The sequence below is a fragment of the Streptomyces sp. KR55 genome, assembly GCF_052245645.1.
In the GTDB taxonomy this organism is placed as follows: Bacteria; Actinomycetota; Actinomycetes; order Streptomycetales; family Streptomycetaceae; genus Streptomyces; species Streptomyces flavusporus.
Genome location: NZ_JBQQCE010000023.1, coordinates 1 through 21,017 on the forward strand (window position 1 = coordinate 1; position 21,017 = coordinate 21,017).

Genomic DNA, 21,017 nt, shown 5'->3' on the forward strand with positions numbered 1-21,017 from the left:
CCAGGCCCTCACCCTGCTGCGCGGCGACTGGCACACCGGCTACGACCCCTACGCCCACCGCGTCGCCCCCCTGTGCACCCCGCTCGCCACCCAGCTCCCGCACGCCGTCGGCCTCGCGCACGCCGCCCGCCTCAAGGGCGACGACGTGGTCGCGCTCGCCCTGGTCGGTGACGGCGGCACCAGCGAGGGCGACTTTCACGAGGCGCTGAACTTCGCCGCCGTGTGGCAGGCCCCGGTCGTCTTCCTGGTCCAGAACAACGGCTTCGCGATCTCCGTCCCGCTCGCCAAGCAGACTGCCGCCCCCTCCCTGGCCCACAAGGCCGTCGGGTACGGCATGCCGGGCCGCCTGGTCGACGGCAACGACGCCGCGGCCGTGCACGAGGTCCTCGCCGACGCCGTACGGCACGCGCGCGCGGGGGGCGGTCCGACGCTCGTGGAGGCGGTGACGTACCGCATGGAGGCCCACACGAACGCGGACGACGACAAGCGCTACCGACCCGACTCCGAGGTCGAGGCCTGGCGGGACCATGATCCGATCGCGCTCCTGGAACGGGAGTTGACCGAGCGCGGCCTCATCGACGAGTCCGGCATCCGGCACGCGCGCGAGGACGCCGAGGCCCTCGCCGCCGACCTGCGCGCGCGCATGAACCAGGACCCGGTCCTCGACCCCAGGGACCTGTTCGCCCATGTCTACGCCGAACCCACCCCGCAACTGCGCGAGCAGCAGGACCAGTTGACTGCGGAGCTCCAGGCCGAGCAGGAAGGGACGCACCGATGACCACGGTCGCCGTGAAGCCCGCCACCATGGCGCAGGCCCTCACGCGTGCGCTCCGTGACGCGATGGCCGCCGACCCGGCCGTGCACGTCATGGGCGAGGACGTCGGCACGCTCGGCGGCGTCTTCCGCGTCACCGACGGGCTGGCCAAGGAGTTCGGCGACGACCGCTGCACGGACACGCCGCTCGCCGAGGCGGGCATCCTCGGGACGGCCGTCGGCATGGCCATGTACGGACTGCGCCCGGTCGTCGAGATGCAGTTCGACGCCTTCGCGTATCCCGCGTTCGAGCAGCTCATCAGCCACGTGTCCCGTATGCGCAACCGCACCCGCGGGACGATGCCGCTGCCGATCACCATCCGCGTGCCGTACGGCGGCGGAATCGGCGGCGTCGAACACCACAGCGACTCCTCCGAGGCGTACTACATGGCGACTCCGGGGCTCCATGTCGTCACGCCCGCGACCGTCGCCGACGCCTACGGGCTGCTGCGCGCCGCCATCGCCTCCGACGACCCGGTCGTCTTTCTGGAACCCAAGCGGCTGTACTGGTCGAAGGACGCCTGGAACCCGGACGACCCGCAGACCGTTGAACCCATTGGCCGCGCGGTGGTGCGGCGCTCCGGCCGGAGCGCCACGCTCATCACGTACGGGCCGTCCGTACCCGTCTGCCTCGAAGCCGCCGAGGCGGCACGGGCCGAGGGATGGGACCTCGAAGTCGTCGACCTGCGCTCCCTTGTGCCGTTCGACGACGAGACGGTCTGCGCCTCGGTACGGCGGACCGGGCGAGCGGTCGTCGTACACGAGTCGGGCGGGTTCGGCGGGCCGGGCGGGGAGATCGCGGCCCGAGTCACGGAGCGCTGCTTCCACCATCTGGAGGCACCGGTGCTGCGCGTGGCCGGGTTCGACATCCCCTATCCGCCGCCGATGCTGGAGAAACACCACCTGCCCGGCATCGACCGGATCCTGGACGCCGTGGCGCGTCTGCAATGGGAGGCCGAGAGCTGATGGCACAGGTGCTGGAGTTCAAGCTCCCCGACCTCGGCGAGGGGCTCACCGAGGCGGAGATCGTGCGCTGGCTGGTGCAGGTCGGCGACGTCGTCGCCGTCGACCAGCCGGTCGTCGAGGTCGAGACGGCCAAGGCGATGGTCGAGGTGCCCTGCCCCTACGGCGGCGTGGTCACGGCCCGCTTCGGCGAGGAGGGCACGGAACTGCCCGTCGGGGCCCCGCTGCTGACGGTCGCGGTGGGCGCGTCGGCCGCCGACGGTGCGACCGACGGCTCGGGCGAGCGCCTGGGCGAGCGGGGTGCCGAGGGCTCGGACGCGGGCTCCGGCAACGTCCTCGTGGGCTATGGCACGGGTGCGCCTCCGGCGCGGCGCCGGCGGGTGCGTCCCGCGCCTCCGACGGCTCCCGCCCGGTCGGGGACCTCGAGGGAGGCCCCAACGGCTCCATCGGCTCCGAAGTCGCCGGTCAGGCCCGCGGAAGGCCACGCCAACGACGATGCAGCCCACCACGACGGCACCCGCGGTGACGGTCCCGTACCGGTGATCTCACCCCTCGTCCGCCGCCTCGCCCGCGAGAACGGGCTGGACCTGCGGGAGCTGACGGGCTCCGGCCCCGACGGGCTGATCCTGCGGGCGGACGTGGAGTACGCGCTGCGGGCCGCCGCCGCACAGGGACGCACAGCCCAGCCGACCGAGCCGCACGCACGCGTGTCGGCCGTTCCGGCTGCAGCCACCGAGCCTCCCGTCCCTTCTCCCACCCCCGCCGTCGCCCCCGGCGGCACCCGCGTGCCCCTCAAGGGCGTCCGGGGCGCGGTTGCCGACAAGCTCTCCCGCAGCCGGCGCGAGATACCGGACGCGACCTGCTGGGTGGACGCCGACGCCACGGAGCTGATGCGGGCCCGCACCGCCATGAACGCGGCCGGGGGACCGAAGATCGCCCTGCTCGCCCTGCTGGCCCGGATCTGCACCGCGGCGCTCGCCCGGTTCCCCGAGCTCAACTCCACGGTCGACATGGATGCCCGGGAGGTCGTCCAGCTCGACCATGTGCACCTCGGCTTCGCCGCACAGACCGAGCGGGGGCTCGTCGTGCCCGTCGTACGGGACGCCCACGCGCGGGATGCCGAGGGGCTGACCGCGGAGTTCGCCCGGCTGACCGAGGCGGCCCGGGCCGGGACGCTCACGCCCGCGGAACTCACCGGCGGCACCTTCACGCTGAACAACTACGGCGTGTTCGGCGTCGACGGCTCCACCCCGATCATCAACCACCCCGAGGCGGCCATGCTCGGCGTCGGCCGTATCGTCCCCAAGCCCTGGGTGCACGAGGGCGAGCTGGCGGTGCGGCAGGTCGTCCAGCTGTCGCTCACCTTCGACCACCGGGTGTGTGACGGCGGCACGGCGGGCGGCTTCCTGCGGTATGTCGCGGACTGTGTGGAACAGCCGGCGGTGCTGCTGCGGACCCTGTGATCGGCCGGTTCGCCCGCGTTCCCTGAGGTCGCGGAGGCACGCATACTCAGGGGGTGACAGAGAACCAGCCGCCCACGAGCCCCGCAGCCGGTGACGCCGACGGCTACGACGCCGTTGTACTCGCCGGCGGTGCCGCGCGGCGGCTCGGCGGTGCGGACAAGCCCGGCGTACGCGTGGGCGGGCGGGCGCTGCTCGACCGGGTACTCGCCGCCTGCGCCGACGCACGGACCACTGTCGTCGTCGCCGATCCCCGTCCGACGGCTCGGCCCGTGACCTGGGCGCGCGAGGACCCGCCCGGCGGCGGTCCGCTCGCCGCCCTTGCAGCGGGCCTGCAGCACACCGCTGCCGACCGGGTGCTCGTGCTGTCCGCGGACCTGCCCTTCCTCGACGGACGGACCGTGGACCGCCTGCTGTCCACCCTGGACACGGCGGGCGAGAAAGACGAGGGCGGAGCCGACGGTGTCGTCCTCACCGACCCCACCGGCCGGGACCAGCCGCTCGTGGCCGCCTACCGCGCTCCGCACCTGCACCGGACGCTCGCGTCCCTCGGGACCGAACACGGCGGCCTCACCGGGCTGCCTCTGCGGCTCCTCACCGCCGCACTGAACCTCACGCGTATCTCCGACCCCGTCGCGTCCTTCGACTGCGACACCTGGGACGACATCGCCACCGCAAGGGCACGCATCAGGGAGCATGGTCACGTGTTGGATGAATGGATTTCCGCAGTCAAGGACGAACTGGGCATCGACCTCGAGGTCGACACCGGTGTGCTGCTCGATCTCGCCCGCGACGCCGCCCACGGCGTGGCGCGGCCCGCGGCACCACTGACCACCTTCCTCGTCGGCTACGCCGCGGCCCGCGCCGTCTATGAGGCGGGGCCCGAAGGGCCTTCGATCAAGGGTGGTGGTGGGCGACGGGCGGGAAGCTCCGAAGCCGTCGCCGAGGCCTGCCGCAAGGCGGCGGCCCTGGCGCAGCGCTGGGCGGCGGAGGACGCCGCCGACGACGCGAAGTCCGCCCCCGCGACCGACCCCCGCCCGGACGCCGGATGACCGCCCGCGGTATCCGCCACAGCGAGGACGACGAGGATCTCGGCGTCGAGGAGGTACTGGCTCTCGTGAAGGAGGACAGGGACACCGCGGCCATGCCCTCCCCGCAGGGCGGCACCGGCGCGCACGGCAGCCCCGCCCCGCTCCGGCACCAGGCCGCCCCGCGCGCGGCGGGCGGGCGCCACAAGGCCACCCCATGGCCCGAGGCCCGCGAGACCGCAGCCCGTGCCGCTCGCGCCGGCGTCCGCCGAGCTCCCGTCTCCGTGCCCCTCGACGCAGCCCTGGGTCTCGTGCTGGCCGCTCCCCTCACCGCACTCACCGACCTCCCCTCCTTCGACACCTCCGCGATGGACGGGTGGGCGGTCGCCGGACCCGGCCCTTGGTCGGTACGGGACGAGGGCGTGCTGGCCGGGCACGCGGAGCACGAGCCGCTCGCCGACGGTGAGGCCGTCCGGATCGCCACCGGCGCCCGTATCCCCCTGGACACGACCGCGGTGCTGCGCAGCGAGTACGGCCGCACGGACGACAAGGGCCGACTGCACCCCAGTCGCGAGCTGCCGCACGGTCAGGACATCCGTCCCCGCGGACAGGAGTGCCGTAGCGGCGACCAGCTCCTGTCGCCCGGCACCCTCGTGACCCCTGCCGTGCTCGGCCTCGCCGCAGCCGCCGGATACGACACCCTCACCGCCGTTCCCCGCCCCCGCGCCGACGTCCTCGTACTCGGCGACGAACTGCTCACCGAGGGCCGGCCGCACGACGGACTCATCCGGGACGCGCTCGGCCCCATGCTGCCGCCCTGGCTGCGCGCGCTCGGCGCCGAGGTCACCGCGGTGCGCCGGCTCGGCGACGACGCCGAAGCCCTGTACCGGGCGATCACCGAAAGTGACGCCGACCTCGTCGTCACCACGGGCGGCACCGCCGCGGGCCCCGTCGACCACGTCCACCCCACCCTGCGCCGCATCGGCGCAGAGCTCCTGGTGAACGGGGTCAAGGTGCGCCCCGGCCACCCCATGCTGCTGGCTCGCACCAAGGAGAACCAGCACCTCGTCGGCCTGCCTGGCAACCCCCTCGCCGCCGTCTCCGGCCTGCTCACGCTCGCCGAGCCCGTCCTGCGGACGCTGGCCGCCCGCCCGGCGCAGGAGCCGTACGCGCTGCCGGTGACGGACGCGGTGCACGGGCATCCGCACGACACCCGGCTCATCCCCGTCGTTCTGCGCGGCGACCGTGCGGTGCCGCTGCACTACAACGGTCCGGCCATGCTGCGCGGGGTCGCGGCCGCCGATGCTCTCGCGGTCGTACCGCCGGGTGGTGCTCGGCCCGGTCAGGAGGTGGAGATCCTGGATCTGCCGTGGGCGGCGGCCGGGATCGGGGTGTGTTTCACGTGAAACATCGCGCTTGCCCTACTCGGCCGCCGCGGACACGGGTCGGCTGATGGTGATGACCCGGTCTCCCGGCCGGAGCTGGGCACGCCGGCCTTCGTCGTAGTCCAGCACCTTCTTGTCGCGTACGACCGCCACGACCAGGTCCGCACACTCGCGGGGCGTCCGGCCCACCTCGTCCTGGGTGACCGCCCGTTCGATGAGGTCCATCCCGCTGCCGAGGGTCATGAGGTCCTCCAGGGTCCGGGCCACGGGCGGGCTGGCCATGAACGTCCCCAGCAGCCGCCCGGCCGAGCTGGAACTGGTGACGACGGTGTCCGCGCCGCTCTGCTTGAGCAGCGGTACGTTCTCGTCCTCCCGGACGGCGGCGACGATCGTGGCGTGGCGGTTCAGCTGGCGAGCGGTGAGCGTGACCAGAGTGGCCGTCTCGTCGCGCTGCGGGGCGATGATCACGCGGGTGGCGCGGTGGAGCTCCGCCTTCAGCAGGGTCTCGGAGCGCGTGGCGTCGCCGGTGACCGCCACCAGGCCGTCGTCGCCGGCGGCCTCGGCCGCCTTGCCCTGCGTGTCCACGACGACGATCCGCTCCTTGCCGACGCCCTGTCCGATCAGCGTCTGCACGGCGTGCCGGCCCTTGGTGCCGTAGCCGATGACCACGACGTGATCCCGGGTGCGAGCCCGCCACCGGTGGATGCGGACCTGCTGGCGGGTGCGCTCGGTGAGCACCTCCAGGGTCGTGCCGACCAGGATGATCAGGAACAGCACGCGCAGCGGCGTGATGACGAAGATATTGGTGAACCGGGCACCGTCGCCGACCGGGGTGATGTCGCCGTATCCGGTGGTGGAGAGCGTGACGGTGGCGTAGTACGCGGCGTCCAGCAGGTCGACGGAGCCGTCGGAGTTGTCGGTGTAGCCCTCGCGGTCGATGTAGACGATCAAGATGGTGGTGACCAGCACCAGTATGGCCATGAACAGGCGTTTGAGGACCTGCTGGAGCGGCGGTACGACACCCTGCACGGGCATCGCGATCGAACGGCCCGCCTCCGCGTCGTCGCGTGCCTCCTTGCGTGAGCGGCTCCAGAGGGACCGCAGGATGGAGCGGGTCACCCTCCGGGAAGATGGCTGCTCGTCGTCCCTCATCGTCTGCCCCCTGCGGCCGTGATTCTGACAGTGGCCCCCATGGTTCCGCACAGCATCCGCAGCAGTCACCGAGCCTCCCGGCCCGACACGCCGCCCGGCCGGGCAGTCTCCGGGGCGCGGTAGCGTCGGGCCCGGTGCCGGACGGGCACCCGACTTCTCTGACACCGCTGGAGGTCTCCCTTGCGCGACCACACCGTCGTCGTCGGTTTTGGCACGAAGGGGCGGGCAGCGATCCAGGCCGTCTGCGCCAAGGGGCTGAAGAAGGAACAGGTCGTCGTGATCGACCCCAGCAGCAAGGCGATCGCCGCCGCGACGGACGAGGGCTACGCCGGTGTGGTCGGGGACGCCACCCGCAGCGACGTGCTGAAACGGGCCGAGGTGCAGCGGGCGGGGCAGATCGTCATCGCGACCGAGCGCGATGACACGGCCGTCCTCGTGGCGCTGACTGCCCGGCAGCTCAACTCGGGCGCGAAGATCGTGGCCGCGGTGCGGGAGGAGGAGAACGCGCCGCTGCTGAAGCAGTCCGGCGCCGACGAGGTCATCACCAGCGCCGGAGCGGCCGGCCGTCTGCTGGGCCTGTCCGTGCTCAGCCCCGCCGCCGGCCTGGTCATGGAGGACCTCATCCGGCAGGGCAGTCGCCTGGACGTCGTCGACCGGCCGGTCACCAAGGCCGAGGTGGGCAGAAGCCCGCGCGACATGGACGACCTCGTGATCAGCGTCGTACGCGGGCACCGGGTCCTGCACTACGACGATCCGGCCGTGGGTGCCCTGGAGCTGACGGACCGGGTCATCACCATCGTGCCGCGGGCCGCACCGGACAACCGGCGCGGCCCGCGGATCTGAGCGGATTCCTACTTGCGGTTGTACAGCCGCATCGTGATCGGCCCGAAGACGAGCACGAACAGCCCGGCCCAGCCCAGCGACCAGGCGATCTCGTCGGCCGGCCATTCGCCCCCCATCAGCCCCCGCACCGCCGAGGACAGATGCGTGACCGGGCTGTTGTTGACGAACGCCTGCAGCCAGCCCGGCATCGTGCTCGGGTCGACGAAGACGTTGGACAGGAAGGTCAGCGGGAAGATCACCATCATGCTGACGCCCATGACCGACTTCTCGGTGCGCAGCAGCAGCCCGAACATCGTCCAGATCCACGAGAACGCGAACGAGAAGACGATCAGCAGCGCGATCCCGGCGACCACTCCGCCGACCCCGCCGTCCGGCCGGTAGCCGAGGATCATGCCGACGGTGAGCATCACCACGGACGCGATGGTGTAGCGCAGCGCATCACCCAGCAGGTAGCCGACCATCGTCGACGGCCGCCAGATGGGCAGGCTGCGGAACCGGTCGAACACGCCCTTCTCGATGTCGGTGTTGACCGAGACACCGGTGTACATCGTGATCATCACGACGGACATCACCAGGATGCCCGGCAGCAGGAACTGGATGTACTCCTTCGGCGAACCGGCCAGCGCCCCGCCGAACAGGTACGTGTACATCAGCACCATCATGATCGGGAACGCCGTGACGTCGAACAGCTGCTCCGGCACATGCTTGATCTTGAGCATCGCCCGCCAGCCGAAGGTCAGCGACGCCGACAGCGCGCTCGGGCGCGGCGGCCGCTCCTTGGCGACGAGCAGCTCGGCCAGCGACTCGGTGCTGACAGGGGCCAGTTCCTTGGTCTCGGTGGGGGTCACGGTACTCATGCGGCTGCCCCGTCCTTCACGTCGTCGTGGGCCTGGTCGTGCACCTTGGTGTCATGTCCGGTGAGGGCGAGGAACACCTCGTCCAGGCTGGGCTGGCCCAGCGAGAAGTTGTCGACGACGATGCCGCCGCGGGCCAGCTCGGCGAGCGCCTGGGCGGCCTGCTCGGCCGCGCCCTGACCGTTCGCCGCACCGGCACCGACCCGGGCCGTCAGCGCCACGGGATCCGGTTCCAGCTGTACGTCCGCCTGCAGCACCAGCCGCAGCACCCGCGAGGCCTCCGGCCGCTGCTCCGGATCCCGCAGCCGCAGATGTACGGACCCGGCTCCGACCGACGACTTCAACTCGCCCTTCGTCCCCTCGGCGATCACCTTGCCGCGGTCGATGACGGCGATCCGCGAGGCCAGCTGGTCGGCCTCGTCCAGATACTGCGTGGTCAGCAGCACGGTCGTGCCCTGGGCGACGACCGAGCGCACGATGTCCCACACCTGGTTGCGGCTGCGCGGGTCCAGGCCGGTGGTCGGCTCGTCGAGGAAGAGCAGGTCGGGCGTGTTCAGGATGGACGCGGCGATGTCGATACGACGCCGCATGCCGCCGGAGTAGTTCTTGACCTGCTTGCCGGCCGCGTCCGTCAGCCCGAAGGCCTCCAGCAGCTGGGCGGCGCGCTCACGTGCGGCCTTCTTGCCGTGGCCGAGGAGCCGGCCGAGCAGGACCAGGTTCTCCGTGCCGGTCAGGTCCTCGTCGACGGACGCGTACTGACCGGTCAGGCTGACCCGGCTGCGCACCTCGTCCGCCTCCCGGACGACGTCGTGCCCAAAGACATGCGCCTCTCCGCCGTCCGGCCTGAGCAGAGTGGCGAGCATCTTGACGGTGGTCGTCTTGCCGGCGCCGTTCGGACCGAGAACGCCGTACACCGTGCCGGTGGGTACGGCCAGGTCGACGCCGTCGACGGCCCTGGTCTCGCCGAACGTCTTCACCAAGCCCGCTGTCTCAATGGCCAGACCGGGCGTCTGCTGGCTCATATGGGGTGTCCTTCCGCGTACTCCGGTTACGCATGGGAGACCTCCACGGTCGCGCAAACTCATCGGTCACGCACAGGGATTTCTCACGGGTTCGGCCCAGCGACGGAGGGGGGTTCGGCCGGACGACTGAGGAGACTCGGTCCAGCGACGGGGGAGGTTCGGTGCCTGAGGGGATGGCTCGGTCCGGCGACGGGGAAGGCTCGGTCCAGTAGCGTCCCCTTCATGCATGCGATCACGATTCCCGAACCTGGTGGGCCCGAGGCGCTGGTGTGGGACGAGGTCCCGGATCCGGTGCCCGGCGAGGGCGAGGTCCTGGTAGAGGTGGCGGCCAGCGCCGTCAACCGGGCCGACATCCTGCAACGGCAGGGCTTCTACAACCCGCCGCCCGGCGCGTCCCCCTACCCCGGCCTGGAGTGCTCCGGGCGCATCGCCGCGCTCGGAGAGGGCGTCGCCGGGTGGGCCGTCGGCGACGAGGTCTGCGCGCTGCTCTCCGGAGGCGGCTACGCCGAGAAGGTCGCCGTCCCGGCCGGCCAGCTGCTGCCCGTTCCCGCGGGTGTGGGCCTGCAGCAGGCCGCAGCGCTGCCCGAGGTGACCTGCACGGTCTGGTCGAACGTCTTCATGGTCTCCCACCTCCGCCCCGGCGAGACCCTCCTCGTGCACGGCGGGTCCAGCGGCATCGGCACCATGGCGATCCAGCTCGCCAAGGCCGTCGGCGCCAAGGTCGCCGTCACGGCCGGAACCGAGGAGAAGCTGGAGCGCTGTGCCGAGCTGGGCGCCGACATCCTGATCAACTACCGGGGCCAGGACTTCGTCGAGGAGGTCAGGAAGGCCACCGACGGCGCCGGGGCCGACGTCATCCTCGACAACATGGGTGCCAAGTACCTGGACCGCAACGTCCGCACCCTCGCCGTCAACGGCCGGCTCTCGATCATCGGCCTGCAGGGCGGCGTCAAGGGTGAGCTGAACATCGGCGCGCTCCTGAACAAGCGGGCCGCGATCAGCGCGACCTCGCTGCGCGCCCGCCCGCTCGACGAGAAGGCGGCGATCGTCGCGGCCGTACGCGAGCACGTCTGGCCCCTGCTCGCGGCCGGCCACGTCCGCCCGGTCGTCGACCGCGAACTCCCGATGCGTGAGGCCTCCGCGGCCCACCGTCTGGTGGAGGAGAGCGGCCACGTCGGAAAGGTCCTGCTCACCACGTCCTGATCGGTCAGCCCTGGCTCCGGCGCACCCGAAGGGCGACGAAGGCGAGCCCGAGCCCGAGTCCGATCAGCACCAGACCGCTGCCCAGCGGCAGGATCTTCAGCACCGGTTCGCCGGTGGCCTCGGACTCCGCGACGGCCTGCCGCACGGGCTCCTCCTGCCCCGACGGCGCAGTGGGCGCGGGCTCGTCGGACGCCGGCGGTGCTGCGGATACGTCGTCGTCGGCGCCGTCCCCTGTCGGCGGCGCCGTCGCGGCCCCGGTCGCTGCCGGCTCCTGCCGCCCCGGCCGCGCCCGCCCCTCACCCGCCCGGCTCCCGGCCCGCGTCGGCTCACCGGCGGACGCGGAGCCGGAGGGGGTGCCGCTCGGCGAGAGCGGCTTCGCGTCGTACGCCGATACGACCCCGTACGTCGAAACGCTGCCGTACGACGAAACGCTGCCGTACGACGAAACGGCCCCGCACGAGACCACGGTCGCCCCCACCCCCGCAAACACCCCCGTCGCACGCCATATGCGCAGCCATGGAGTCACGTCGGTGACCCCCTCCCGGAGCCAGGTTCACCACAATCGGAACGATCAACGGAACAAGCCTCACATCCACTAACGATCCCGGCATTCCGGATGCCTCCGAGTGGCTGTAATCGGTGGATCACCCACCACAGGGGGCGCCGCGGTGATGAGGTGTACGGGTGCGAGAGAATGGCGGCATGGAGATGCCGAGGAACGAAAGGTCGCCGGAGAACGCCCAGAAGATCCTGGTCGTGGGCCAGGACGGTATGGCTCTCGGTGGCGGTACGGACGAGGACTCCCACGAGATCCCGGTGACCGAGCAGGTCGAGCAGCCGGCCAAGGTCATGCGGATCGGCAGCATGATCAAGCAGCTGCTCGAGGAGGTGCGTGCTGCTCCTCTGGACGAGGCCAGCCGGGTCCGGCTCAAGGAGATCCACGCCAGTTCGGTGAAGGAGCTGGAGGACGGCCTGGCACCGGAGCTCGTCGAGGAACTGGAGCGGCTCTCCCTGCCGTTCACGGACGAGGCGACCCCCAGCGACGCAGAACTGCGGATCGCGCAGGCCCAGTTGGTCGGCTGGCTGGAAGGCCTCTTCCACGGGATCCAGACGACGCTGTTCGCCCAGCAGATGGCCGCGCGGGCCCAGCTGGAGCAGATGCGCCGCGCCCTCCCGCCCGGCGTCGCCCACGAGGGCTACGACGACCCGCGCGCGGGTGGCCGCTCGGGCGGGCCCTACCTGTAGGCCCGCCGGGTCCGCCAGGTCCGGCGGACAGCCCCACAGCCGAAAGGCCCGGCACGTGCCGGGCCTTTCCCTTCAAGCGCCTTCAAGCGCCCTCAAGCGCCTTGAGTGCCCGCCCCGTCAGGCCGACGGAGGATTGCCCGTCGATACGCTGAGTTCGATCTCCGGCATATCCTGCGGGTCGACATCCTTACCGGCGGACGGGAACTGGTCCATCACCGTGCCGTCGCCGTAGGTGTTCTCGTCGACGTCCTTGATGCTCATCTGCCAGCCGGCGGCCTGGAGGCAGGCCTTGACCGAGTCAATGTTCTTGAACTGGAAGTCCGGAATCTGGATCTTGTCGGGGTCGTTGTACGACTCCTCCGGTTCCGTGCATTCTTCCTTGTCGATGGTCTTCGCCTTGTCCGGCCCGCGGTAGCCCGCCGCCTTGGTGGCCGAGGCGGAGGCGCTGGCGTCGCCGCCCCCGCCCTCGTTGTTGTTGTCGCCGCCGTTCAGCGTCAGTGCCGCGATCAGGCCGCCGACCGCGATCACCGCGACGACGATCGAGCCGATGATCACGGGCTTGTTGCTCTTGCCCCCGCCCGAAGGTGCCTGCGGCTGCGGCGTGATGTTGTACGGCGGCGGCGTGGACGGGGTCGGCTGCGGCGAGTACGCGGACGGGTTCGGTGTCTGGTAGCCGCCCTGCTGCGGATAGCCGTACGCCGGGGAAGGCGTCGGAGTGCCGTACGGGTTCGGCGTCGGCGTCGGCTGGTACGGCGTCTGGACGCCCCCCGTGGGCGCCGGGGTGAACTGGTCGACCGGCGGGAACACCGCGGAGCCGACGCCCGCGCCGCTCTGCGTCTGGGTGCCCGGCACGATGCTCGGCGGGGCCGCCTGGTAGGACGCGGCCACGCGCAGGCACTCGTCGCGCATGGACGCGGCGGTCGGGAAGCGCTCGTTCGGGTTCTTCTTCAGCGCGCGGGTGACCAGCGCGTCGACGGCCGGCGGCAGGGAACGGTTGATCGAGGAGGGCGCGACCGGCTCCTCCTGCACGTGCGCGTACGCGATGGCCAGCGGTGAGTCCGCGTCGAACGGCAGCCGCCCGGTGACCAGTTGGAACAGCATGATGCCGACCGAGTACAGGTCGGACCGGGCATCCACCCCGCGGCCCAGCGCCTGTTCCGGCGAGAGGTACTGCGGGGTGCCGACGACCATGCCGGTCTGCGTCATCGAGGTCACGCCGGACTGCATGGCACGGGCGATGCCGAAGTCCATCACCTTGACGACGCCGCGCTTGGTCATCATCACGTTGCCCGGCTTGATGTCCCGGTGGACCAGGCCCATCTCGTGGCTGATCTCCAGCGCCGCGAGCACGTCCGCGGTGATCTTCAGAGCCTTGTCGGCGGGCATCGCGCCGTACTGCCGTACATCCTCGTCAAGGACCGACCCCAGCGGGCGGCCCTCGATGTACTCCATGACGATGTACGGCGTTGTCATGGAGTCGAGCTCGTCCTCGCCGGTGTCGAAGACCGAGACGATGTTTGTGTGCGTGAGCTTCGCCACCGCCTGCGCCTCGCGGCGGAAGCGCTCGCGGAAGGCCTGTTCGCGGCCCAGTTCGGTGTGCAGCGTCTTGATCGCGACCTGACGGTCGAGCACCGAGTCGTATGCGAGGTGCACCGAGGCCATACCGCCCTGGCCGAGCAGATCACGCAGTTGATAGCGGCCGCCGGCGAGCGCCCGTCCCACGTACCGGCCCTGTGCGCCGTCCTGGCTCATCTTTCTGCGTCCCCCATAGGCGCCGCGGCAGCGGTGCCGCTGTGCTCCCGCGTTGATCGAATGTCGTTGATCGAATGTGTTATTCCCGGCCAAGTCTGCCCCAGGGCACTGACACGTCAAGCTCGGTGCCCGTTCCGTGACCGTACGCGAAAGAAGCGTCGCGGAAGCGTTACAGCGGCCGTACGGCCGGTACACAGGATTTGCACGACGCAACGGCGCGAGGGTTTGATGACCGGTTCGACGGGCGGTCCGTCCCGGGCCGGTCCCGGTATCCATCTGGGACCGGCGGCTTGCGCGGAGGCTGTAGCGTGGCCGACGGAGACCGTAACAACACCGCGCGCACCGCGGGCAGAAACGACGGCGAGGACTGATGGCACAGCAGCAGCGCGCTCAGGGCCCGTCCGACCCCGAGGCGACTGGCGGCGGGATGTCAGATGCGCCGGAAATGTGGGGTAACGGAGGGCTTGTCGGGGACGGCCGGTATCGGCTGACCCGCAGACTCGGCCGGGGCGGCATGGCCGAGGTGTTCGCGGCCGAGGACGTGCGCCTCGGGCGCACCGTGGCGGTCAAGCTGCTGCGCTCCGATCTCGCCGAGGACCCGGTGTCCAAGGCCCGCTTCACGCGCGAGGCCCAGTCCGTGGCCGGCCTCAACCACCACGCGATCGTCGCCGTGTACGACTCCGGCGAGGACTTCGTGGGCGGCCAGTCGGTGCCGTACATCGTGATGGAACTGGTCGAGGGCCGCACCATCCGCGATCTGCTGTTCAACGCCGAGGCGCCCGGCCCGGAGCAGGCCCTGATCATCGTCTCCGGTGTCCTTGAGGCGCTTGCCTACTCGCACCAGCACGGCATCGTGCACCGCGACATCAAGCCGGCGAACGTCATCATCACCCACAACGGCGCCGTCAAGGTGATGGACTTCGGCATCGCGCGCGCGTTGCACGGCGCGTCCACGACGATGACGCAGACCGGCATGGTCATGGGCACCCCGCAGTACCTCTCCCCGGAGCAGGCCCTCGGCAAGGCCGTCGACCACCGCTCCGACCTGTATGCGACCGGCTGTCTGCTGTACGAACTCCTCGCGCTGCGCCCGCCGTTCGTCGGCGAGACCCCGCTGTCGGTGGTCTACCAGCACGTCCAGGACATCCCGACGCCGCCGTCCGAGGCCTCCGACGCCTCGCCGCCGGAGCTCGACGGCCTCGTCATGCGCTCGCTCGCCAAGGACCCCGACGACCGCTTCCAGACCGCCGAGGAGATGCGCGGGCTGGTCCAGTACGGCCTGCAGATGCTGTACGACCAGGGCGGCCACACCGGCACCTGGAACACCGGCCCGGTGAACCTGCACGAGGGCGGTCAGACCCCGGCGAGGGGCATGGCGGGCACGACCGTGCTGCCGCACTCGGCCGAGGGCACCACGCAGATCCCGCAGCCGATCCTGCCGCCCTACGGCGGTGGCGACGACGGCGGCTTCGAGGGGCACGGCAACAAGGGCAGCGGCCGCGGCAAGCTGTGGATTCTCGCCGCCCTCGCCGTGATCGCCGTGGTGGCCGGTGTCGCGCTGGCGCTGCAGAACACCGGCGACGGCAAGGGCGGTACCGACACCCCGAAGTCGCCGACCGCCTCGCAGACCACCGAGGACGACAAGGCCAGCGAGACGCCGAGCGAGGACGAGTCCGAGCAGCCCACGGACACCTCGACGGAGGAGGACACGGGCACGGGCGGCGACTGGGACTACACACCGGAACCCACGCCTTCGTACACGCCGTCCGCGACCCCGAGTGGTGAGCCGACGGAGACCGCGACGACCGAGACCGCGCCGACGGACACAGAACCGACGGACACCGTCCCGTCCGATACAGGTGGCACGGACACCGGCGGCACCGGTACAGGTGGCACGGATACCGGCGGCACCGGTACGGGTGGCGCGGACAGCGGCGGCACGGACAGCGGCGGCGTCAGCGACGGTGGCGTCACCGGGGAGGTCGGCTGACCGGTCGGCCGACGATTCCAACGCCGAGTGCTGTCGCAACCACCCGGTAAGGGTCACTGCACGAACGCCCCGCACACCGCCTCGTACTCCCGCGTCCACCACACCGCGAGCGCCGAAGCGGCTGGGAACTGGGAGTCCGCGCGGGTGTCGCCGCGTTCGTAGTGCCAGCGCAGCATCCAGAAGTCGTTCAGGCGCTCCCACCACACGCGGTGCACGGCCGCCGCGAGCTCCGAGGGCGCCGCCCCGGCGGCACGCCGGTACGCGCGCGCGTACGCCCGCACCTTGGGCAGGTCGAGGGTGCCCGCCGGGCGTACGAAGAAGATCGCGGCGGCCCGTACGGCCTCCTCCGCGCGGGGCTGGACGCCGAGCCGGTCCCAGTCGACGATCGCGGCCGGGGCGTCCCCCTGATAGAGCAGGTTGAACGGGTGGAAGTCGCCGTGCACCCAGCCCACCGAGCCACCGCGCGGGGGACGCCGGTCCGCGTGCCGCTCCAGCAGCGTGCGCCGTTCCAGGAGCCGGTGCCGGGCGAGTTCGTCGAAGGAGTCGGCGGGGCGGTGCCGGCGTACGCGCGCGAGGAGGTCGTCGATGAGGTCGAACGTGTCGGCGGGGTCGGCACTCTCCACAGGGTGGGGGCTCGTGGCCGGGGGCGTGCGCCCCTTGGGCGGCATCACGCGCTCCAGGCTCGCGTGAACCGCCCCCAGCAGCGCGCCGAGCCGGGCGCACTGGCCGGTGCTGAGCTGGCCGCCGTGCCGGTGCCGGCCGTCGATCCACGGGTGCAGGGCATACGCGTGGCCGCCGACGACCGCGACCGTGCGCCCGTCCCGGCCGGCCAGCGGCGGGGCCACCGGCACGCCGAGGTCGGCCAGGCGCTGGGTCGCCCGGTGCCGGCGTTCGATCGCGGCGGGGTCGGCGGTGTCGGGGTCGAAGTGGTGCTTGAGGAAGTAGCGGCCGCGGGTCGTGCACAGCCGGTAGCCGCGGTTGAGCAGCCCCTGGTCGACGGGGTCGCAGGTGAGGGCGGAACCGGCGGAGTACTGGCGCAGAAGGGCGCTCAGCGGGGGCGCGTGGAGCGCAGGGGGTGGTACACATGGGCGCGGCACGCGCCAGATGCTAGGGCACCTGGCGAGCCTGTGAGCTGGGCGTTGTCACAGGAAGTCGTCGATGGTCGCTTTCGGTCACAAGTGGGTGATCCTGCTCGCGCACCCTCGTGATCGCCGAGGAGAAATAACCCGATTTACCCTTTTTCGGGCATGAAGTCGGTGTCGGACACGAACTCTTCCCGTGAGCTGGGTGCGCGGGATAACGTGCCGGTGTTCCGGCCCCCTGCAAGGCTGTGACCTGGGCCCCTTCCCGACTTTGCGATTTACTTGGATTTCCAAGCAAAAACGCAGGTCAAGAGGGGTTACACAGAAATGTGGAGCACTGGGTAACGTGCCTCTTGCAGGGCGCTCGCCGGGGCACCTGTCACGCCTGTTCCCGGCCGAGTGGCACCCACCCCGTGCCCGAGGGTCGGATCAGGTGAGCCGCACTGGCCTACCGGCAACCCCGGGGGCCGGACCGACGGAGGAGCACACGTGACCGTGGAGAGCACTGCCCCGCGCAAGCCGCGACGCAGCGCCGGAAGCAAGGCCGGGTCCACCGGCGCCGAAGCAACCGACGCCACCGGCACCCAGCGCACCACCCGCACGACCGCCAAGAAGACCACCGCCAAGAAGGCCACGCCCGCCAAGCGGGCCGCCGGCGCCAAGAAGGCCACGGGCGCCGCGCAGACCGCCGGCCCCGAGCTGGTGCAGCTGCTGACGCCCGAGGGCGAGCGCGTCCGGACCGCCGACACCGCCGCGTACGACGAGTACGTCGCCGACATCACCCCCGAAGAGCTGCGCGGCCTGTACCGCGACATGGTGCTCACCCGCCGCTTCGACGCCGAGGCAACCTCCCTGCAGCGCCAGGGCGAGCTGGGCCTGTGGGCCTCACTGCTCGGCCAGGAGGCCGCCCAGATCGGCTCCGGCCGGGCCCTGCGCGACGACGACTACGTCTTCCCGACCTACCGCGAGCACGGCGTCGCCTGGTGCCGCGGCGTGGACCCGACCAACCTGCTCGGCATGTTCCGCGGCGTCAACAACGGCGGCTGGGACCCGAACGGCAACAACTTCCACCTCTACACGATCGTCATCGGCTCCCAGACGCTGCACGCCACGGGCTACGCCATGGGCGTCGCCAAGGACGGCGCCGACTCGGCGGTCATCGCCTACTTCGGCGACGGAGCCTCCAGCCAGGGCGACGTCGCGGAGTCGTTCACGTTCTCCGCGGTCTACAACGCCCCCGTGGTGTTCTTCTGCCAGAACAACCAGTGGGCGATCTCCGAGCCGACCGAGAAGCAGAGCCGCGTCCCGCTCTACCAGCGCGCGCAGGGTTACGGCTTCCCCGGCGTCCGCGTCGACGGCAACGACGTGCTGGCCTGCCTCGCCGTCACCAGGTGGGCGCTGGAGCGGGCCCGCAGCGGCGAGGGCCCGACGCTGGTCGAGGCGTACACGTACCGGATGGGCGCACACACCACCTCCGACGACCCCACCCGCTACCGCCATGACGACGAGCGGGCCGCCTGGGAGGCGAAGGACCCGATCCTGCGCCTTCGCCGCCACCTGGAGTCCTCAAACCACGCGGACGAGGGATTCTTCGCGGAACTCGAGGCGGAGAGCGAGGCGTTGGGCAGGCGAGTGCGCGAAGCGGTCCGTGCCATGCCGGACCCGGACCACTTCGCCATCTTCGAGAACGTGTACGCGGACGGGCATGCGCTCGTCGACGAGGAGCGAGCCCAGTTCGCCGCCTACCAGGCGTCGTTCGCGGACGTAGAGGGGGTCTGAACATGGCCGTGGAGAAGATGGCCCTGGCCAAGGCGATCAACGAGTCGCTGCGCCGCGCCCTGGAGACCGACCCCAAGGTCGTCATCATGGGCGAGGACGTCGGCAAGCTCGGCGGCGTGTTCCGCGTGACCGACGGACTGCAGAAGGACTTCGGCGAGAGCCGCGTCATCGACACCCCCCTCGCCGAGTCGGGCATCGTCGGTACCGCGATCGGCCTGGCCCTGCGCGGCTACCGCCCGGTCGTGGAGATCCAGTTCGACGGTTTCGTCTTCCCGGCGTACGACCAGATCGTCACCCAGCTCGCGAAGATGCACGCGCGCTCGCTGGGCAAGGTCAAGCTCCCGGTCGTCGTCCGCATCCCCTACGGCGGCGGCATCGGCGCGGTCGAACACCACTCCGAGTCCCCGGAGGCGCTGTTCGCGCATGTGGCGGGCCTGAAGATCGTGTCGCCGTCCAACGCCTCGGACGCCTACTGGATGATGCAGCAGGCCATCCAGAGCGACGACCCGGTGATCTTCTTCGAGCCCAAGCGGCGCTACTGGGACAAGGCCGAGGTCAGCACGGAGGCGATCCCCGGCCCGCTGCACAAGGCACGGGTCGCCCGCGAGGGCACCGACCTCACTCTCGTCGCGTACGGCCCGATGGTGAAGCTCTGCCAGGAGGTCGCGGACGCGGCCGCCGAGGAGGGCCGCTCCCTGGAGGTGCTGGACCTGCGCTCGGTCTCCCCGCTCGACTTCGACTCGATCCAGGCCTCGGTGGAGAAGACCCGCCGCCTGGTGGTGGTCCACGAGGCGCCGGTGTTCTTCGGTTCCGGTGCGGAGATCGCCGCCCGGATCACGGAACGCTGCTTCTACCACCTGGAGGCCCCGGTGCTCAGGGTCGGCGGCTACCACGCCCCGTATCCGCCGGCCCGCCTGGAGGAGGAGTACCTGCCCGGCCTGGACCGGGTGCTGGACGCCGTCGACCGCTCGCTGGCGTACTGAGGAGAGGGTCGTGACGACGATGACGGAAGCTTCCGTACGCGAGTTCAAGATGCCCGATGTGGGCGAGGGCCTGACCGAGGCCGAGATCCTCAAGTGGTACGTCCAGCCCGGCGACAAGGTCACCGATGGCCAGGTGGTGTGCGAGGTCGAGACCGCGAAGGCGGCCGTCGAACTCCCCATCCCCTATGACGGCGTGGTCCGCGAGCTGCACTTCCCCGAAGGCACGACGGTGGACGTCGGCACGTCGATCATCGCGGTGGATGTGAGCGGCGGCGCACCGGCACCGCAGGCGCCCGCCGAGCCGCAGCAGGCGCCGGCGCAGGAGGAGCCGAAGCCGGAGGGCCGCCAGCCGGTCCTCGTGGGGTACGGCGTGGCCACGTCCTCCACCAAGCGCCGCCCCCGCAAGGGCCCCGAGGTCCCGGCTCAGCAGGCCTCGGCCGCGATCCAGTCCGAGCTGAACGGCCATGGGACGGCACAGACGGCCACCCCGGCCCCGCCGCCCACCGCGCCCCCGCAGCAGCGTCCCCTGGCCAAGCCGCCGGTGCGCAAGCTGGCCAAGGACCTCGGCGTCGACCTGGCGACGGTCACCCCGACCGGCCCGGACGGCATCATCACCCGCGAGGACGTCCACGCGGCGGCGGCCCCGCAGACCCTCGAGCCCACGCCGACGCCGGTCGCGGCGCCGACCCCGGTAGCGGCCCCGGCGCCGGCCTCGTACGACACGACCCGCGAGACCCGCCTCCCCGTCCGTGGCGTCCGCAAGGCCACCGCCGCCGCCATGGTCGGCTCGGCCTTCACCGCGCCGCACGTCACGGAGTTCGTGACGGTCGACGTGACGCGCACGATGAAGCTGGTCGAGGAGCTGAAGGAGGACAAGGAGTTCACGGGCCTGCGCGTGAACCCCCTGCTGCTCATCTCCAAGGCCCTCCTGGTCGCGATCAAGCGCAACCCGGACATCAACGCGTCCTGGGACGAGGCCAACCAGGAGATCGTGGTCAAGCACTACGTCAACCTGGGCATCGCCGCGGCCACCCCGCGCGGCCTGATCGTCCCGAACATCAAGGACGCGCAGGACAAGACCCTGCCGCAACTCGCCGAGGCACTGGGCGAGTTGGTGTCCACAGCCCGCGAGGGCAAGACGTCCCCGTCGGCCATGCAGGGCGGCACGATCACCATCACCAACGTCGGCGTCTTCGGCGTCGACACCGGCACGCCGATCCTCAACCCCGGCGAGTCCGCGATCCTCGCGGTCGGCGCGATCAAGCTCCAGCCGTGGGTCCACAAGGGCAAGGTGAAACCACGTCAGGTGACAACCCTGGCCCTGAGCTTCGACCACCGCCTGGTCGACGGCGAACTGGGCTCCAAGGTTCTGGCAGACGTGGCGGCGATCCTGGAACAGCCGAAGCGGTTGATCACCTGGGCGTAGCGGTCGGGGGCCGCGCATCCGTCCGGGATGCGCGGCC

General features: G+C 71.3%; 17 protein-coding genes and 1 pseudogene. 12 read left to right on the forward strand and 6 right to left on the reverse strand.

Features of this window, described 5'->3' with window-relative positions; all coding sequences use genetic code 11:
* The 5 genes from ACTWQJ_RS05500 to ACTWQJ_RS05520 all read left to right on the forward strand — a co-directional run.
* A partial coding sequence (locus ACTWQJ_RS05500; protein WP_443305471.1) for a thiamine pyrophosphate-dependent enzyme occupies nucleotides 1-778 on the forward strand: 778 nt, incomplete at its 5' end.
* Nucleotides 775-1,779: an alpha-ketoacid dehydrogenase subunit beta gene (locus ACTWQJ_RS05505; protein ID WP_224734679.1), complete on the forward strand. Its 1,005-nt coding sequence runs from the start codon at nucleotides 775-777 to the stop codon at nucleotides 1,777-1,779. The genes ACTWQJ_RS05500 and ACTWQJ_RS05505, both read left to right, overlap by 4 nt.
* The gene (locus ACTWQJ_RS05510; RefSeq protein WP_443305472.1) at nucleotides 1,779-3,239 is read left to right on the forward strand and encodes a dihydrolipoamide acetyltransferase family protein; all 1,461 of its coding nucleotides are present in this window, start codon (nucleotides 1,779-1,781) and stop codon (nucleotides 3,237-3,239) included. The genes ACTWQJ_RS05505 and ACTWQJ_RS05510 overlap by 1 nt, the downstream gene beginning before the upstream one ends.
* Before the next feature lie 53 nt (nucleotides 3,240-3,292).
* Complete coding sequence (locus ACTWQJ_RS05515) at nucleotides 3,293-4,288, forward strand: NTP transferase domain-containing protein (RefSeq protein ID WP_443305473.1); 996 nt, start codon at nucleotides 3,293-3,295, stop codon at nucleotides 4,286-4,288.
* The gene (locus ACTWQJ_RS05520) at nucleotides 4,285-5,670 is read left to right on the forward strand and encodes a molybdopterin molybdotransferase MoeA (protein WP_443305474.1); all 1,386 of its coding nucleotides are present in this window, start codon (nucleotides 4,285-4,287) and stop codon (nucleotides 5,668-5,670) included. Before ACTWQJ_RS05515 ends, ACTWQJ_RS05520 begins: the two co-directional genes overlap by 4 nt.
* Nucleotides 5,671-5,685: 15 nt before the next feature.
* Here the strand turns inward: ACTWQJ_RS05520 and ACTWQJ_RS05525 are convergent, their stop codons facing one another.
* Complete coding sequence (locus ACTWQJ_RS05525) at nucleotides 5,686-6,801, reverse strand: potassium channel family protein (protein WP_443305475.1); 1,116 nt, start codon at nucleotides 6,799-6,801, stop codon at nucleotides 5,686-5,688.
* Between the two features lie 162 nt (nucleotides 6,802-6,963).
* On the opposite strand from ACTWQJ_RS05525, the pseudogene ACTWQJ_RS05530 reads away from it, so the two are divergent.
* Nucleotides 6,964-7,644: pseudogene (locus ACTWQJ_RS05530) on the forward strand (potassium channel family protein); the annotation flags it as partial.
* 8 nt (nucleotides 7,645-7,652) lie between these two features.
* Here ACTWQJ_RS05530 and ACTWQJ_RS05535 read toward each other — a convergent pair.
* Nucleotides 7,653-8,501, reverse strand: a complete 849-nt coding sequence (locus tag ACTWQJ_RS05535; protein ID WP_443305477.1) for an ABC transporter permease — start codon at nucleotides 8,499-8,501, stop codon at nucleotides 7,653-7,655.
* Nucleotides 8,498-9,520 carry an ATP-binding cassette domain-containing protein gene (locus ACTWQJ_RS05540; protein WP_443305478.1) on the reverse strand — a complete coding sequence of 341 codons (1,023 nt, stop codon included), beginning with the start codon at nucleotides 9,518-9,520 and terminating at the stop codon, nucleotides 8,498-8,500. Before ACTWQJ_RS05540 ends, ACTWQJ_RS05535 begins: the two co-directional genes overlap by 4 nt.
* Before the next feature lie 222 nt (nucleotides 9,521-9,742).
* On the opposite strand from ACTWQJ_RS05540, the gene ACTWQJ_RS05545 reads away from it, so the two are divergent.
* Nucleotides 9,743-10,723: an NAD(P)H-quinone oxidoreductase gene (locus ACTWQJ_RS05545; RefSeq protein WP_443305479.1), complete on the forward strand. Its 981-nt coding sequence runs from the start codon at nucleotides 9,743-9,745 to the stop codon at nucleotides 10,721-10,723.
* Between the two features lie 4 nt (nucleotides 10,724-10,727).
* On the opposite strand, the gene ACTWQJ_RS05550 is transcribed toward ACTWQJ_RS05545, so the two are convergent.
* Nucleotides 10,728-11,201: a hypothetical protein gene (locus ACTWQJ_RS05550; RefSeq protein WP_443305480.1), complete on the reverse strand. Its 474-nt coding sequence runs from the start codon at nucleotides 11,199-11,201 to the stop codon at nucleotides 10,728-10,730.
* Between the two features lie 224 nt (nucleotides 11,202-11,425).
* Between ACTWQJ_RS05550 and ACTWQJ_RS05555 the strand changes: the two genes are divergently transcribed.
* Nucleotides 11,426-11,968: a bacterial proteasome activator family protein gene (locus ACTWQJ_RS05555; protein WP_443305481.1), complete on the forward strand. Its 543-nt coding sequence runs from the start codon at nucleotides 11,426-11,428 to the stop codon at nucleotides 11,966-11,968.
* A gap of 117 nt (nucleotides 11,969-12,085) precedes the next feature.
* Here the strand turns inward: ACTWQJ_RS05555 and ACTWQJ_RS05560 are convergent, their stop codons facing one another.
* On the reverse strand, nucleotides 12,086-13,720 hold the full coding sequence (locus ACTWQJ_RS05560) for a protein kinase domain-containing protein (protein ID WP_443305482.1): 1,635 nt from the start codon (nucleotides 13,718-13,720) through the stop codon (nucleotides 12,086-12,088).
* Nucleotides 13,721-14,090: 370 nt separating this feature from the next.
* Between ACTWQJ_RS05560 and ACTWQJ_RS05565 the strand changes: the two genes are divergently transcribed.
* On the forward strand, nucleotides 14,091-15,710 hold the full coding sequence (locus ACTWQJ_RS05565) for a protein kinase domain-containing protein (protein ID WP_443305483.1): 1,620 nt from the start codon (nucleotides 14,091-14,093) through the stop codon (nucleotides 15,708-15,710).
* A gap of 53 nt (nucleotides 15,711-15,763) precedes the next feature.
* Here ACTWQJ_RS05565 and ACTWQJ_RS05570 read toward each other — a convergent pair whose 3' ends face one another.
* Nucleotides 15,764-16,807 carry a phosphotransferase gene (locus ACTWQJ_RS05570; protein WP_443305484.1) on the reverse strand — a complete coding sequence of 348 codons (1,044 nt, stop codon included), beginning with the start codon at nucleotides 16,805-16,807 and terminating at the stop codon, nucleotides 15,764-15,766.
* Between the two features lie 474 nt (nucleotides 16,808-17,281).
* Between ACTWQJ_RS05570 and pdhA the strand changes: the two genes are divergently transcribed.
* From pdhA to ACTWQJ_RS05585, 3 genes are read left to right on the forward strand one after another with little or no spacing between them, the layout of a single operon-like run.
* On the forward strand, nucleotides 17,282-18,571 hold the full coding sequence (gene pdhA / locus ACTWQJ_RS05575; RefSeq protein WP_443305485.1) for a pyruvate dehydrogenase (acetyl-transferring) E1 component subunit alpha: 1,290 nt from the start codon (nucleotides 17,282-17,284) through the stop codon (nucleotides 18,569-18,571).
* 2 nt (nucleotides 18,572-18,573) lie between these two features.
* The gene (locus ACTWQJ_RS05580; RefSeq protein WP_443305486.1) at nucleotides 18,574-19,554 is read left to right on the forward strand and encodes an alpha-ketoacid dehydrogenase subunit beta; all 981 of its coding nucleotides are present in this window, start codon (nucleotides 18,574-18,576) and stop codon (nucleotides 19,552-19,554) included.
* A 10-nt stretch (nucleotides 19,555-19,564) separates the two neighbouring features.
* Nucleotides 19,565-20,980: a dihydrolipoamide acetyltransferase family protein gene (locus ACTWQJ_RS05585; RefSeq protein WP_443305487.1), complete on the forward strand. Its 1,416-nt coding sequence runs from the start codon at nucleotides 19,565-19,567 to the stop codon at nucleotides 20,978-20,980.
* Nucleotides 20,981-21,017: the final 37 nt, after the last annotated feature.

Bases quoted from the DNA above. Each gene is read 5' to 3' on its own strand.
- ACTWQJ_RS05505 (WP_224734679.1), top strand. From the start codon at position 775: ATGACCACGGTCGCCGTGAAGCCCGCCACCATGGCGCAGGCCCTCACG.
- ACTWQJ_RS05510 (WP_443305472.1), top strand. From the start codon at position 1,779: ATGGCACAGGTGCTGGAGTTCAAGCTCCCCGACCTCGGCGAGGGGCTC.
- ACTWQJ_RS05520 (WP_443305474.1), top strand. From the start codon at position 4,285: ATGACCGCCCGCGGTATCCGCCACAGCGAGGACGACGAGGATCTCGGC.
- ACTWQJ_RS05525 (WP_443305475.1), bottom strand. From the start codon at position 6,801: ATGAGGGACGACGAGCAGCCATCTTCCCGGAGGGTGACCCGCTCCATC.
- ACTWQJ_RS05535 (WP_443305477.1), bottom strand. From the start codon at position 8,501: ATGAGTACCGTGACCCCCACCGAGACCAAGGAACTGGCCCCTGTCAGC.
- ACTWQJ_RS05540 (WP_443305478.1), bottom strand. From the start codon at position 9,520: ATGAGCCAGCAGACGCCCGGTCTGGCCATTGAGACAGCGGGCTTGGTG.
- ACTWQJ_RS05545 (WP_443305479.1), top strand. From the start codon at position 9,743: ATGCATGCGATCACGATTCCCGAACCTGGTGGGCCCGAGGCGCTGGTG.
- ACTWQJ_RS05555 (WP_443305481.1), top strand. From the start codon at position 11,426: ATGGAGATGCCGAGGAACGAAAGGTCGCCGGAGAACGCCCAGAAGATC.
- ACTWQJ_RS05560 (WP_443305482.1), bottom strand. From the start codon at position 13,720: ATGAGCCAGGACGGCGCACAGGGCCGGTACGTGGGACGGGCGCTCGCC.
- ACTWQJ_RS05565 (WP_443305483.1), top strand. From the start codon at position 14,091: ATGGCACAGCAGCAGCGCGCTCAGGGCCCGTCCGACCCCGAGGCGACT.
- ACTWQJ_RS05580 (WP_443305486.1), top strand. From the start codon at position 18,574: ATGGCCGTGGAGAAGATGGCCCTGGCCAAGGCGATCAACGAGTCGCTG.